A 13,477-nucleotide genomic window follows, 5' to 3' on the forward strand; every position below is an offset into this window, starting at 1 on the left:
TGTAACAACAATGGAGTTTAATAAACAATAGAAAAGAGGAGTAATAATGGATTTTTTAGAGTTAAACAATAGTAACTTAGGGTTTACTAAAAGCTTAAAGCCTTTTCAAAAATGTAAGGTTGAAAGTGCTTTAAACACATTATATCGTATGCACATAAAAGACAATAGTTATATCTTGAAGGGCAAAGATTTTATCATTTATCGTATGTTTCAATGTGGTTACGCTACTTATATCAACGAAAATGAACAACATTATAAGAGGGATGGAACACTTACAAAGCCTAAAAATATTTATGGTATTGGAAATAATGAGGGCTATATAAAAACCACAAAGACGTTATATAAATTTGCCTTATATCTTAAGAAAAACTTTAAAACTATAGAAGATATTAAAATTTATTTAAAGCAGGAACAGGAAGAGAAGATAAAAGAACAGCAAGAAGAAAAGGAGAAGAAACTGAAAGAACAGCAAGTATTAGAAAAGAATAAAAATAAAGAAAATCAGTTTAAAAGTTGGTTGGATAATCAAATTTTAAATTTTAAAGATAATGGGAAATTAGAACTTGCAAAGGATATGTTTTTAAATGAGTCGAACAGCTACAATGAAAGCTATCTTAAAAAGCTAATAATATTAACGCTTAATATAGATAACCCAAAATGTAAAGAAGCTTTAAAACGTGTTTTATGGAATGGTAATAAAACAAGTAAAAAGGTTTTTTATTGTCTTACTGGCATTAAGTTACCGCTAACAGATAAAGGCACGTATACGATTTTAAATAACGTAAGCAGTAAAGACTACAAAGGCATACAAGAATATAAAAAGAGACAGCAGCATAACAAAGATATGCGCTCTTATTATAAGCTTGTGAGAGATAAGCAAGATATTAATAAGACAAGCTTTAAGCTTTCTAAAGGTGAATATTTAAAATGGCAAGGCTTAGATTTATTTATAGAAAAGTGTGGAGGTGTTTATTCTATTACGGAAGGTAAAACAGGTGTGCTTTTAATTGGCAGTGAAAAAACAAGAAAAAAGTTAAAAGGGGAACTAAAAAATTTAAAAAGTCATTTAGAAGAAATAAAGAAACAGATAAATAATAGTATTAATTCTTATGGCTTATCGCCTTTATATAAAGTTGATGAGTTAAAAGAACAGGAGGGCTAATAATGTTATTCGTGGCGCTTATGGGTTTAGGGATTATTTATGATCATATTCTGTTTAAAGTGCTGCTAGAAGATAGGGAAAACAAAAATAGGAGAGTGTTAAAAATGAGTGAGGTTGAAAAAGAACAATTATTACAGGAATATATTGATAAACATAACAACAGAACTTGTGATTGTAATGAGCAAGACATGGAATTATGTTTAGGTGGATTGTATCTAAATGGGTTATTGAGTAAAGAAGAAATTTTTGAGGATTGGGATTAAAACAATTATTATAAAAAAGCAAATAAAAGTAATTTTTTATAATAAGGAGAGAAGATAAAATGACAAGAGAAGAAAATTATAAAATTAGGTTTAACACAACTCAGACGGATTTAATAGAATATAATGGGCGGGGTGTAAAATATTAAATGAACTTAATAAAAGTTTATATGATAAAAAAGAGGTAGGAAAAATGTATAATGTTAGGTTATCAAATGGTGTTGAGATTCAAGCATTTGCAGATGAGCTTAAGGAGGAAGAATAATTATGTTACAGGATATTAAAAAGGAAAAATTAGAGGTAGAAGGATATATAAATAAAAATTTTATAGTCGTTAATGCCGCATTTAAGCAGGGTAAAATATCAAAAGATAAAAAAGATAGTTTATTAAAGAAACTCAGGGAGTCATTAAGTAGGTTATCACAACTTGAAGATACCATGGAGATAAGAAAGGGGTTATTATAAATGGAAAAGTATTCACAAGATATAATGGAAGATTGCAGGCAAAGATTAGGTTTAGAAAAGAATGATACCTCAAAAGACAATATCATTATGGAATGGAGTAAGTCAAGAGTCCTAAATGAAGTTACTGCGTGGAATGGTCTTATCGGCTTTGGTGATACCATTGTTAAGTGGGTAGAAAGTATATGTGAAATTAATTTAGAAGATTAGAAGTCTACTATTAACAGTTAGTATTTAAATAGAAAGAAGGATAAAATTATGGATAAAAAGCTTTTAAAAGTAGAAGGAAAAGAAATAGTTTTGTTGTTAGAGAATAGTTGTAGTCATAATAGAAAAGACTATTCTTTATTTGGTTTTATTATCAAATCTCAGCCAAATAAAATTTATATGGATTATGTAAGTTCGTGTAAATCAGATGATTATAGAGAAAGGGACTTAGTAGATATATCAAAAATTATAGCTACTAAGCTAGAAGAAAAAAAGAAACAAGTATTAAAAGTTTTTCTTGACAATAATATAAACAAAATTAATTTTTATGATGAGTATTTTTTTCGAAATTTTTATAGATTCACATATAACTTTGAAGAGGAAAAACATTGTGTAAACAATTGGGATTTTGGTAATATAATTGATGGTATTATTAAATTTCAATTTAATAATAAGACTATAGAATTTAATGTTTTAACAAAAGAATTATCTACAGAAGATGATTGGAAGTATGTTTTTTATAGTAAGATAGAATTATTGATTTTATTAGCTTTAGAACAAGTAAAGCATGGAAAAGGTAATAAAACATTTGTAGAATTATTAGAATTAGGCAAATGGTTGCGAGGAAAAAAATCAATAAAGATATATTTAAAAGATATAGGTAAAGTTGAGTATAAATCAAATTATAATGTTTCATTGAGAGGAATATTGGATTTTTCAAGTAAGAGATTTACTATAAATGATTTTTATGATTTTAATCCTAGATTAAGACAAGATAAAGAACTTGAAGATTTAGACTATCTTCAATATGGTAAGAAAAAATATTTTATAAATATAGAAAACTTAATTCTTTCAAAAGCAAGATAAATATATTTATATATGTTTCTAAGTGTATTATAATGTTATTAAATAGTATTTTGTATGGGGAGTGTATACTATGAAAGATCATATAAATAAATTTGATGAAGAAATGAAAAAACATTTAATTCATGAACAAAAGAAATTATTAAGCGACTTAGGAGAAACATTGTATGGTATTGAACAGCAAATGACTTTTAGTAAAGACTTTAGAGACCTTATTAAAAAGTTGGATTTTTTAAAAAAATCGCCAATAGAAGTTGCAGCAAGGTTAAGCTGCTTAGAAGGAGTATGTGAGATTAGGGAAGAAGAGGACAAAGAAAAAGAAAAAAATATGAGTTTTGAAGAAAAGCTGCATAAGGCAAAATTGGAATTGATGCTTGAAAATTGGAATAAACGATAAGAGATTATTATATAGTCTCTTATTTTTTTACAAAAAAATTAAGTAACGTATAATACGTTAAACATAAAGAAAGAGGTAATGTAAAGTGATAACTGTAGTTGATTTAGGAAACTTTAATATCAAATATAAATCAGGAAGCAATCAGGGTAATTTTAGTAGTAAAATTACCGATTATCAACCATACCCAGAAGGGTTTGAAAGAATACAAATGCAAGGAGAAAGTAAGATTACATATCTAGGTGTTGGCGAATTAAATAAAGAATTTAACAAGGTGGCAAGAAATTATTTGCCACAATTGCTTTATGCGATTTGTAGGGCAAATAATTATGACAATATAGAAACTAATTTAGTAACTCTTTTACCAATAGTTCAAATGAAAAATAAGGAAAAGATGATTGAAAATTTAAAAGAAAAAGAGTTCAATTTTCAGTTCAACGGAGAAAAGAGAAAAGTTCTTATTAATGATACAATAGTTCTCCCAGAGGGTTATGCTACTTATTTTAGCTTATCAGAAGAGGATAAAGAAAGTAGTCTTTGCATAATAGACTTAGGCAGCAGAACAATAAACATATGTGTATTACAAGATGGGGCTATTCAACTATTGCATACAATTAAATTGGGTAGCTTTGATTTTTATACAAAGGTTAAGACTAGAGAAAATTCAAAAGGTGAAGACTACACAGAAGAGGACATTCCAAGGCTGGTTGAGAATGGGACAATAGAAATAAGTGATATTGAATACGAGGATTTTTTAACAGAAGTGCTTAATGAAGTAAAGGCTTATGTTAACTTAAAAACATATAAAGTGATTTGGACAGGAGGAACTGCTTTAATGTTAAAAGAACAAATAGAAAAGTTACCATTAAATAATTCAAAATTACACAATGATCCATTAAATAGTAATACGAATGGTGCAGCAGGAGCAGCAGAAATAATATGGCAGAGTGAAGAAGAATGAGTAAGAGAATATATATTACATTAAATGAAGATAAGGAAAAAGATAAAAAAATTTTAGATTATCTTTCTCAATCTTATAGAGCGCAAGATACCATTAAAGAAATATTATATCGTTTAGCTATAAATGGTTGCCTTTCGGTGCAGAACGATAATATAAGTCAAATTAAAAGCAGTACCGTTGAGGTGCAACAAGATGATAATAGGTGTGATATGGATACGAAAAAGAAAAAAATAATTGAACCAGTTAATACTAATAAGGTGCATAAAGATGATAAAAGACGTAAAAATGAATTAAATCAACTTAAAGGGTTTATATAGTACAGAAAGGAGGTTATTTGATGATTGAAGAAATAGAAGATGCTAGAAAAGAATGGATACAAACTGATGATTTTCAGTTTGTGAAGGAAGTGTCTAAAGGTATTTTTAAAATAATAAATATAGCTGAAATAAATGAAATATATGCTATTAGCTATCATTCAATAGACTTAAATAATTATACGAAAGAGGAACTTGAAAACGCTGTAAATACTTATTACAAAAGTTTAGAGGACTTGTATGCAGAATATAAAGAAAGTAGCAATCAAATTATAGCAGAAATTCTTTCAGAACAAGAAACTTTTTCTAAAAGAAAACTTTTAGGTTCTTTAGATGAAGTTAAAAAATGGATATTGGAAAATTATAAAATCACCCTTTTATAGGTATTTTAGGAGGTAGAAAATGAAATTAACAAGTGAAGATAAAAAAACAATAACAGGATGGGGTATAAAGAAGAAGACTTGATACAAATTGAAGAAGCAACATCAAAGACAGTATATAAAATGGATGATAAAAAATCTCACAAAGAAAGCTTTAGAAGTATTAGGAAGAAAAACATATTTAAGCGGAATTTGTAGAAGTGCTTTTTATTGGTCAGCAGTAAGAAATAATAATAGCGAAGAAGTATATTTTGACTCATCAAAGTTATTTAAATAAAAAATAAGATTATGAAAGAGAGTTGTTAAGGATGAATGAATTGAAAATATTACTAGATACTGTATGTATAATGAATTATGATAAAAATTGTGGTGATTGCCCATTGAGAAACGGTAGATTTAAAGCGATAACAAAGGATAATAAATATAATGTAAAACTTAAAAAAATAGCAAAAGAATTTTTGAAAGATAAAATTTATTTTTTATATCAAGATAAGCAAGATGAAAAAGCAATATACTTAACTAACAAAAAAGTAATAGAAATGGACACTATAGACTAATTAGATTATGTCATAATGATTCATGTAATATATTAATTGATGAATTATCATTAGTTAATAACTTTAATGAAATTACTTTATAGTCTATTGAATGGAGATGTTGAAAGGTTGAGAAAAATAGAGAATAAATTATATAGGATACAATATTATACAAGGGTGGAAATTGTAGAAGCAGAAATCAAAAAAGAGCTATTTGAATATTTAGCGAAACAAGAAAGTAAAGGCTATTTAATAAGTAGTGTAGTGGAAATAGATTATTATACGGGGAAAACTCCACGTATAGCTTTCAAAACAAACAATGAATATAAGAAAATTAAAAGAACATTACAAATTAAATGAGATTGTTAAAGAAAAAATTGAAAAATAAATTATAGGGAGTTGTGTGAAAATGAATAAATTAGAAAGATTATATGAAATAAGAAAAGAACTTGATAAAACATTAAGAAAAATAGAATTAGAGCAAGTACAATTAAAAAATGAGATTACAGAAAAAAGAAATATAGGTTGGAATAAGATGTTTGATGATTTATATTCCTTGAAAAAATATTCATGTTTTATTGATACAGGAATTTCATTGTATAAATGTGGAGATGAAACGCTAGGTTTTGAAATTAGAGATGAATATATTTGTGTGATTTCTTGGAAGCATATTAATTGTGATGGTAAACGTATTGAACCAAGAACAGAAACATATTTTTTTACTATTAAGAAACAAGAACCATTTAAGACAGATCTTCTTTATAGGAATTATATGAAATATGTAATTTATGCTATAGAAAATTGGAACGAAGTGAAGGTTGAAATAGAAAGAAGATTATCAAAGAGAATAGAATCAGAAATGAAAAAGAAAATTTCTAATTTAGAAAAAAGACAAAATGAATTAGAAAAAGAACTCTCATTAATAAATCATTAAAAGTACATGGTTCATCAATGAGAGTTTTAAGTGGATAATTTAAGGTAAAAATGAAAGTGAATGATAAAGAGTGTGAATACCTTGAAAGGACAATTTTATCAATCCAACCAGTAGAGAACAAATTGGAAATAGCTATAAAGCCATTAGATTACTAAATAGAAGGTTTACTTTAAATTGAAGTAAAAAGTATAGAAAAATTTTATCTTTAAGCAAGAGTTAGTGGAATCAATTACTAGCTTTTTCATATACAAAAATATAATAAAAGAAATGGGGTTCTAATAATGTTAAAAAAATCAAATATACAATGGACTGCTAAACAGATTGCAAAAATGATGGACAAGGGTACTCTTGGATTTGACAATTCAGTACAACGTGGTTTATGTTGGAAAACTGATAAAAAGATATTGCTTATAGATTCAATGTTTCAGAATTATCCTATTCCAGCTTTTTATGCAGCAAGAAATGAAGATAAAACATATGATATGTTGGATGGAAAACAGCGTTGTCATGCAATTAAGGAATTTATAGAAGGAAAGTTTAAACTTGATGGAATAGAAGAAGTTGAGTTAGAAGATGGAGAATCAATTGATGTAAATGGAATGAGTTTTGAGGAATTACCAGAGGAATTACAAGATAGAGTAAAAGATTACTCTTTAACAGTATATTTCTTTTTGGATTTATCAGATGATCAAGTAAGTGAAATGTTTTATAGATTAAACAATGGAAAAGCTTTATCAGCAATAGAATTAACAAGAGTTAAAGCCAAAAGTTTTGATGCAATAAGGGAATTAGGTAATCATGAAATATTTAAAAATGCTCTAACATTAAAGCAGGTAAATAAATATACAAATGAAGATATTGTAATAAAGACGTATGCAATGTTATATACAGAAAACCCTAGTTTTGAAACTAAAAAAATAAGACCGCTTATGCAAGATGTAGAATTTACAGAACAACAAAAAGAAGAGATAAAAAAAGCATATAGTAAAATATTAGATATATGGAAAGCAATAAATACAGAAGATAAAGAACATAAAAAGATAGCTAAAAGAATTCTTACAAGAACGCATTTACTTACAATAATACCTATAGTAATTAAATCAGATAAAACTATAGAAGAACTAGCAAGTTGGTTATTAAAATTTTACAGTGGAAAAAGAAGAGCTTCTATAAGTGAAAAATATAATTCTGCTGCTGGTTCAGGTTCGGCAAGATCAGAATCTATCAAGATTAGATTAGAGGAACTTAAAAAAGACTATAACGAGTATTTTTCTAATCAAGATGAAGAAATCAACAAAAAAATAGAAGAGATTTTTAAAGAAGGTGACAGTATTGAATAATAAAGAAAAGGAAATAGAAAATTTATGTAGAATATATAATTTTAAATATGATTTTATAGGGAATTTTATTAGGATAAAAAGTAAATTAGATACGTGGTATATTAAAAGAAATCAGGTGATGAAGGAAGGAATTGTATTATATCATGAAAATACACGCCAAGGGGTGGGTATGCATCACCATGGTAAACATAAAAATTTGAAGTTCTTATTTAAAGAAATCGAATCGCATGATAACAGATTCTTTCTTCCACTGAAAGTAAGGTGTGCTTAAATGGGAGTATTTTTGTTTTTCGGAATAATAAAAATACTACTAGAGATTGTAATAGAGGTAATAAGATTTTTAAGAGACGTTTTTTCTTCTATAGTATGGATTAAAGAAAAGAATAATTTAAATAAAGAGTTGGAGGTGCGAAAAAGAAAATGAAGGTAGAAGAAAGACTTGAAATGTATGAAAAAAATCTTTTAGTTAAGTCTGAAGGAACTAGAAAACAATATTTAAATGATTTAAAAGTATGGTTTAGATATATGAAAAACAAAAAAAGGCAGATAACAAAAGATGAGGATTTTGTTAATATAGATTATAGGGAGATAAAAAAATTCATTAACTACTTAATAAAAAATGGGAGAGCAGCAACAACAATTAGAAGAAAAATTATTAGTTTAAAGTTATTCTTTCAATATTTAGATCAAGAAAAAATTGTATTAGATAACCCTTTTGATAAGATAGACAAAAGAGATTTACCTAAGATTCCTAAAAGATTGCCAAAATCATTAAGTATAGAAGAATGCAAAAGGTTGATAAATAGTGTTAATAGCAGAAATACTATTCGAGATAAGTGTATTATAATAATATTTTTATCAACAGGTATGAGATTATCAGAACTCATATCCCTAAATGTAGATAATATATTAGAAGAAGAAATAAGAATTATAGGTAAAGAAAATAAAGAAAGAGTAGTTTATTTAACAGATCAGGCAAAAAAGATTGTTAAATTATATATTAAACAAAGACCAAAAAATTTAAAGACAAAAGCTCTATTTTTATCAGAAAGAAATGGTAGAATAGCACGAGGAACTGTTCAAAATGCTATCAGAAATGCCATGTACAATGCAGGAATTAAAGGTGACAATGATGTTTTAGTACATATATTAAGACATACGTTTGCAACTCTATTATATCAAAGTGGAGAAGTAGATTTATTTCAGTTACAAGAATTATTAGGACACGAAGATGTTTCTACAACCAGAATATACACAGATGTTTCTAAAGAGCAATTAAAAAATGCAGTAGAAGCCAATCCTCTTAATAAGATATTTTGAATTTTTAATTTATAGCAATTAGTATATTGACTTTTTTCATACGAATTGCTATAATTGATTTTGTGAGGTGAAAAAAATGAATTTAAATATAGATAATCAAATTTTGAAAGGTAAAGAACTAGAAATTTCCGCATTTCTAAAGAAGAGATTTTTATTATCTCCCATATCTATTTCAAAAGAGATAGAAAAAATGCTAGAGGGAGACTATAGTATTCTTGAAACAGAAAAGGATCAAGAAGAATTTAAGAATATTTTATTTAAAGAGGATTTAAAAAATAAAAATAAGGTTGATAACGATACAAATGCGGATGTTTTAAAGATAGAATTAAGTAAACTTAAAAGATCAAATCAAAAAAAGGATGAAGATATACAAAGCTTAAAGAATGCATTACAAAAGGCTGCTGAAGATAACAATAGATTAAAAGGGCTTCTTTCTATTACAGTTAATAAAGAGTTAGTGGTAGTTGAAGATGAGGAAATTGATGAACTTTTTGTGCGCTATATGACATCATCAGGAGCTGTTAAAAAGTACAAAAAGGCTATTGTTATAGAGGAATTGGGTATTATTCCTAAGTCCTTTTACATCATTAAGAAAGGAGTAAGTAAAGATGAAGAACACGAGTAAATACTATTATAATTTATTTACGCAATTTTACCCAAAAGCTTCCAAAAGAATTCTAAAGACTATTATAGAAGTAGAAGAAAAAACGGGAAAAGGTTTGATGGAGTGGGAACAAAAGAATGGAAAAGAAGTAGGAATGTTAATGGATATTGTAAGACCATCAACACCTAGAGGAGTTAATTCAGTTTTATTAGTTCTCAGACAGTTTGCTGCTTATGTTGCATACGAAGAAAATATAACTATAGGAAATTTTCCTGTTACAGATTTATCAAGATATGTAAAAAAGGATGAAGTTAAGGAAACTTTAATTTCATATAAACAATATAAAGATATGTGTGGTGTTGTGCAATGTATAAGGGATAGATTAGTTATTGAATTATCTTGGGAGGGATTGAAACCTGATGAAATACAAAATTTAAAAATGCAAGATATTTCTTTTTTGAATAAAAAAGCTTTATTAAAAACAAAAAATAAAGAATATATTATAGAAGATAAAGATATTATAAAAGATCTTCATAATATAGAGAATGAAAAGGGAAAGGAGAAGATGGGGAAGGATGGGAGAGTATATACAATAGATTATAAAGAATGTCCTTATGTTATAAAGGCACTATTAATAGGATGTCGTACTGATGGTAAAGTGAAAGGAATAAGAAATATTTTTTCTAAAACTAAGCAGGAATATAAAGACGAATTTAGGAAAATAAACATAAACTTAGAGAAAGTAGATTTAAGAATTGTTAGAATGTCAAAGATGTTATTTCTACTAAAAAAGGGAGTATCTATTGAAGTTGTTGCTGCTGCTTATGGCTATGCAACAGCAGACTCTATTAAATGGTTAACAAAATTAAAGTAGTTATAGAGGGGGATAATAAAATGAAAAATGAAACTAAAGCAAAGGCAAAATTAGACTTATTTAAAAAGGTTAAAGAGTATATCTTATCTAAAGGAGAGAATATAGATGGAGATAGGTTTTATATGATACCTATCTCTTATGGGTATGTTGTTCTTTATATAAACGAATGGGATTGGCAAGTAGGAATATATCAGTATGGGGAAAAGCAGAATGAAAAGATAAGCAATCCCATAAATGTTAATTTACAAGATTCAAAAGACATTGAATTTTGTAAAAGTGCAATAGAAGAAATTTTGGAATTAGCAAAAATGGCTGTTTTTACAGAAGATGAAAAAAAGAGATATGATTATTATGAAAGAAAAATAGAAATGGGTATTATCCCTAATAAAGAGATAATAAATAAGTGTTATTTATATACATTTACAACGAATAGAGAGGTATCCGCTTTATTTTAATCACTTATGGCGATTAGTATTTTACAATTTTATAAAAATAAAATTTATGTTAAATGAATTTTATTTTTATAAAATGCATTAAAAAAGCAAGGACAAGGAGTAAAAAATGAGGTTAAGAAAAGTTCATAAAGAAATTTGTCAAATGAAACTATGGAAATACGAATATCAAAACGAAGAAGAAAAGGAAACACACAAAAAGCAAATGAGAAAAGCTTTATTTAACATAGAAAGTGAAAGCAAATTGGAAGTAGAATATAGCCAAACTATAAGAATAAACAATAGCTGTTAGAAGGTTATAAATTAAGATATAAGAGTGTAAAAAGGTTATATAAACAATTACAATTATATCTTATTAAATATAAATAATATTTAGGAGGAGTTAGAAATGATAAAAAAAATAACAAACAGGGAAATGATAAATGGGATAAGTGGAATGCAACAGCTAATGAAAAAAGAGCTACCAATAAGGGCTTCGTATGCACTAATGAAAAACAAAAATAAAGTTAATAGTGTATTAAAGAATTTTGATGAAATATCAAAAAAATTAACAGATAAATATGTGAAAAGAGATGAAAATGGAAATCCATTAAAAGATAAAAAAGGGTTACCTAAAAGTGACAACCAAGAGCAGTGGAACAAAGATTTTGAGGAGTTGTTAGATATTGAAAATGAAATAGATGTTCATCAAATTTCAATTAGTGATTTACAAGGGGTAAACTTATCTGTAGGGCAATTAGAAGCAATTAATTTTATGATCAAGGAGGAGTAAAGGCGATATAGGAAGAGATATAGATAAGAATTAAAAATAAAATTATATGGGTGTGATGTTATCAAATATACTTTTGATTTACCAAAATCGCTATATGCAACAAAAAAATGGATTAAAGGAAAGAGTGGGAGAAGTATCTTGGTGCGAATGAAAAAGTACCTTTGCTGTATATGTGTAAAAAACGTTCAAATCAAGATTTATTTAATTGTGTGAGGAATGGAAACAGGGTGGAAGTGATTGGCAACATCTACGAAAATCCTGAGTTATTAGAGGTAATTGTATGAATAGAAGACAAGTTAAAAAGATAAGTAAGAATATCAATAAGCGTATTCGTTTTTTTAACGCACATTTAACTATGTGTAGTAAAAGAAACGATAAGACAATATTGTATAGGAATATTAATAAAGCCTGTTATAGCAAAAAGTATAAGCCATTTAAGTTACTGAAAAAGGTTTATGAAAAAATATTTCTAGCAATAGACTTATGGAGTGGTAAAGATTATAGTGTGGAGACTATATATGAAATCAAAGATGGTAGTGCAACTCTTATAAAAACTAGCTTTTATAAGAAGAGAGAGGAGATATAAGTGAAAGAAATATATGTGAATATTCTACTAAGGGATGGAACACTCATTCATAAAGCTAGAATAGCAAAGAATAAAGTATGTAATAAAGGCGATATTGCATTTTTTTGTTCTACAAAGGAAGAAATTAAAGGAATTTTAGAAAGCAATAATCACTTAATTTGGATTTGTACAAAATATTTTCAAGGGAATATATCTTGTACAAGTATGATTGAATCATATTCTATATTAGAAGAATAAAGAGGTGTTATGTTTTGAAAATTGATACATTAGAAACGAATCAAACGGCAGAGAACAAAGAAGTTTACGTTGTTGATGTGGTGTTTATATCTGGAAAAGGTACTGCTTGTGATTGTGCTGTATATGCAGATAATAGTGGACTAAATCCACCATTAAAAAAGAAAAAAGATATTGTTGCAGCATTACAAGGAAAGAATATGGGGTTGGTAGTCCTAGAAAATAGGTATATTCGCTTAAAAACCAAAGCAGATTATATAGAGTCTTACAATATAAAAAAAATAAAGGAGAATGAGTTTTAATATGAAAATTTGTGTAGCAGAATTTTTAAAAAAGTACGAGAAGTACCATCCATTAATAAATAGATTAGAAGATAAGTGGCATTGCAATTTAGCTGATAGGATAATGAACATAGAACCTGTCAGTGATCCGTTAAATAATAAACATTTTTGTCATGGATATGGCAACACACTAGAAGAAGCAATATCTAGTAGTCTGAAAATTTTTAATCTAAGAAATAACAAATAAAATAAGGTGGTGTGTTTATATGAAGAAATCAGGATGCTTAGGGTGTTTTGTTCCGATTTTTTTAGTAATTCTTAATATAAGTATAGGAGCTTGGTCGGTACAAGAGATCCTTTCATGGTTTCATATTGCTATACCTACGATAGGTAATTTAATAATAGGATTATTTACAGGAGAAATAACTATACCTATTGCAGTATGTGGTTGGGTGCTGAAATTTTTTGGAGCTATTAGTTTCACTTGACTTATAACACTTAGTATTGTATTATAAATATAATGATAAATTTTAGGAGGAA

28 protein-coding genes are annotated in these 13,477 nt (G+C 27.1%); all 28 read left to right on the forward strand.

The window, feature by feature from the left end:
* Positions 1-46 precede the first annotated feature (46 nt).
* The 28 genes from CA_RS06115 to CA_RS06250 all read left to right on the forward strand — a co-directional run bounded on the left by CA_RS06115 (position 47) and on the right by CA_RS06250 (position 13,425).
* The gene (locus CA_RS06115; protein WP_010964468.1) at positions 47-1,162 is read left to right on the forward strand and encodes a hypothetical protein; all 1,116 of its coding nucleotides are present in this window, start codon (positions 47-49) and stop codon (positions 1,160-1,162) included.
* Between the two features lie 2 nt (positions 1,163-1,164).
* Positions 1,165-1,425 (forward strand): hypothetical protein, encoded by a 261-nt coding sequence (locus CA_RS06120; protein WP_010964469.1) that lies wholly within the window; start codon positions 1,165-1,167, stop codon positions 1,423-1,425.
* A gap of 264 nt (positions 1,426-1,689) precedes the next feature.
* Complete coding sequence (locus CA_RS06125; RefSeq protein WP_010964470.1) at positions 1,690-1,887, forward strand: hypothetical protein; 198 nt, start codon at positions 1,690-1,692, stop codon at positions 1,885-1,887.
* Positions 1,888-2,094 carry a hypothetical protein gene (locus CA_RS06130; protein ID WP_010964471.1) on the forward strand — a complete coding sequence of 69 codons (207 nt, stop codon included), beginning with the start codon at positions 1,888-1,890 and terminating at the stop codon, positions 2,092-2,094. It begins immediately after the preceding gene.
* 48 nt (positions 2,095-2,142) lie between these two features.
* Entirely contained in the window at positions 2,143-2,958 is an 816-nt protein-coding gene (locus CA_RS06135; protein ID WP_010964472.1) for a hypothetical protein, read from the forward strand.
* 70 nt (positions 2,959-3,028) lie between these two features.
* The gene (locus CA_RS06140) at positions 3,029-3,352 is read left to right on the forward strand and encodes a hypothetical protein (protein ID WP_010964473.1); all 324 of its coding nucleotides are present in this window, start codon (positions 3,029-3,031) and stop codon (positions 3,350-3,352) included.
* 85 nt (positions 3,353-3,437) lie between these two features.
* On the forward strand, positions 3,438-4,310 hold the full coding sequence (locus tag CA_RS06145; RefSeq protein WP_010964474.1) for a ParM/StbA family protein: 873 nt from the start codon (positions 3,438-3,440) through the stop codon (positions 4,308-4,310).
* Positions 4,307-4,627 carry a hypothetical protein gene (locus CA_RS06150; protein ID WP_010964475.1) on the forward strand — a complete coding sequence of 107 codons (321 nt, stop codon included), beginning with the start codon at positions 4,307-4,309 and terminating at the stop codon, positions 4,625-4,627. Before CA_RS06145 ends, CA_RS06150 begins: the two co-directional genes overlap by 4 nt.
* Positions 4,628-4,647: 20 nt before the next feature.
* Positions 4,648-5,007, forward strand: coding sequence for a hypothetical protein (locus CA_RS06155; RefSeq protein WP_010964476.1), 360 nt, complete (start codon positions 4,648-4,650; stop codon positions 5,005-5,007).
* An 88-nt stretch (positions 5,008-5,095) separates the two neighbouring features.
* On the forward strand, positions 5,096-5,281 hold the full coding sequence (locus tag CA_RS06160; RefSeq protein ID WP_010964477.1) for a hypothetical protein: 186 nt from the start codon (positions 5,096-5,098) through the stop codon (positions 5,279-5,281).
* A 31-nt stretch (positions 5,282-5,312) separates the two neighbouring features.
* Positions 5,313-5,561 carry a hypothetical protein gene (locus CA_RS06165; RefSeq protein WP_010964478.1) on the forward strand — a complete coding sequence of 83 codons (249 nt, stop codon included), beginning with the start codon at positions 5,313-5,315 and terminating at the stop codon, positions 5,559-5,561.
* Between the two features lie 108 nt (positions 5,562-5,669).
* A complete protein-coding gene (locus CA_RS06170) occupies positions 5,670-5,900 on the forward strand; it encodes a hypothetical protein (RefSeq protein WP_010964479.1) in 231 nt (76 codons plus the stop codon).
* 49 nt (positions 5,901-5,949) lie between these two features.
* Complete coding sequence (locus CA_RS06175) at positions 5,950-6,474, forward strand: hypothetical protein (protein ID WP_014518898.1); 525 nt, start codon at positions 5,950-5,952, stop codon at positions 6,472-6,474.
* 281 nt (positions 6,475-6,755) lie between these two features.
* Positions 6,756-7,814: a DUF262 domain-containing protein gene (locus CA_RS06180; RefSeq protein ID WP_010964481.1), complete on the forward strand. Its 1,059-nt coding sequence runs from the start codon at positions 6,756-6,758 to the stop codon at positions 7,812-7,814.
* Entirely contained in the window at positions 7,798-8,085 is a 288-nt protein-coding gene (locus CA_RS06185) for a hypothetical protein (protein WP_242663047.1), read from the forward strand. Before CA_RS06180 ends, CA_RS06185 begins: the two co-directional genes overlap by 17 nt.
* Entirely contained in the window at positions 8,086-8,238 is a 153-nt protein-coding gene (locus CA_RS06190; RefSeq protein WP_158306564.1) for a hypothetical protein, read from the forward strand.
* Positions 8,235-9,134, forward strand: coding sequence for a tyrosine recombinase XerC (locus tag CA_RS06195; protein WP_010964483.1), 900 nt, complete (start codon positions 8,235-8,237; stop codon positions 9,132-9,134). The genes CA_RS06190 and CA_RS06195 overlap by 4 nt, the downstream gene beginning before the upstream one ends.
* Before the next feature lie 76 nt (positions 9,135-9,210).
* Positions 9,211-9,759 (forward strand): hypothetical protein, encoded by a 549-nt coding sequence (locus CA_RS06200; protein WP_010964484.1) that lies wholly within the window; start codon positions 9,211-9,213, stop codon positions 9,757-9,759.
* The gene (locus CA_RS06205; protein WP_010964485.1) at positions 9,743-10,612 is read left to right on the forward strand and encodes an integrase; all 870 of its coding nucleotides are present in this window, start codon (positions 9,743-9,745) and stop codon (positions 10,610-10,612) included. Before CA_RS06200 ends, CA_RS06205 begins: the two co-directional genes overlap by 17 nt.
* Positions 10,613-10,632: 20 nt before the next feature.
* Positions 10,633-11,067, forward strand: a complete 435-nt coding sequence (locus CA_RS06210; protein ID WP_010964486.1) for a hypothetical protein — start codon at positions 10,633-10,635, stop codon at positions 11,065-11,067.
* A gap of 106 nt (positions 11,068-11,173) precedes the next feature.
* On the forward strand, positions 11,174-11,356 hold the full coding sequence (locus CA_RS06215) for a hypothetical protein (RefSeq protein ID WP_010964487.1): 183 nt from the start codon (positions 11,174-11,176) through the stop codon (positions 11,354-11,356).
* A 96-nt stretch (positions 11,357-11,452) separates the two neighbouring features.
* Positions 11,453-11,836, forward strand: coding sequence for a hypothetical protein (locus CA_RS06220; protein WP_010964488.1), 384 nt, complete (start codon positions 11,453-11,455; stop codon positions 11,834-11,836).
* A 170-nt stretch (positions 11,837-12,006) separates the two neighbouring features.
* Positions 12,007-12,120, forward strand: a complete 114-nt coding sequence (locus CA_RS20460) for a YopX family protein (RefSeq protein ID WP_141104732.1) — start codon at positions 12,007-12,009, stop codon at positions 12,118-12,120.
* Positions 12,117-12,422: a hypothetical protein gene (locus tag CA_RS06230; RefSeq protein WP_010964489.1), complete on the forward strand. Its 306-nt coding sequence runs from the start codon at positions 12,117-12,119 to the stop codon at positions 12,420-12,422. Before CA_RS20460 ends, CA_RS06230 begins: the two co-directional genes overlap by 4 nt.
* On the forward strand, positions 12,423-12,659 hold the full coding sequence (locus CA_RS06235) for a hypothetical protein (protein ID WP_010964490.1): 237 nt from the start codon (positions 12,423-12,425) through the stop codon (positions 12,657-12,659).
* Positions 12,660-12,673: 14 nt separating this feature from the next.
* Entirely contained in the window at positions 12,674-12,958 is a 285-nt protein-coding gene (locus CA_RS06240; protein ID WP_010964491.1) for a hypothetical protein, read from the forward strand.
* Between the two features lies 1 nt (position 12,959).
* The gene (locus CA_RS06245; protein ID WP_010964492.1) at positions 12,960-13,184 is read left to right on the forward strand and encodes a hypothetical protein; all 225 of its coding nucleotides are present in this window, start codon (positions 12,960-12,962) and stop codon (positions 13,182-13,184) included.
* Between the two features lie 19 nt (positions 13,185-13,203).
* Positions 13,204-13,425 (forward strand): hypothetical protein, encoded by a 222-nt coding sequence (locus tag CA_RS06250; RefSeq protein ID WP_010964493.1) that lies wholly within the window; start codon positions 13,204-13,206, stop codon positions 13,423-13,425.
* The last annotated feature ends 52 nt before the right edge of the window (positions 13,426-13,477 follow it).

Source organism: Clostridium acetobutylicum ATCC 824, assembly GCF_000008765.1.
Taxonomy (GTDB): Bacteria; Bacillota; Clostridia; order Clostridiales; family Clostridiaceae; genus Clostridium_S; species Clostridium_S acetobutylicum.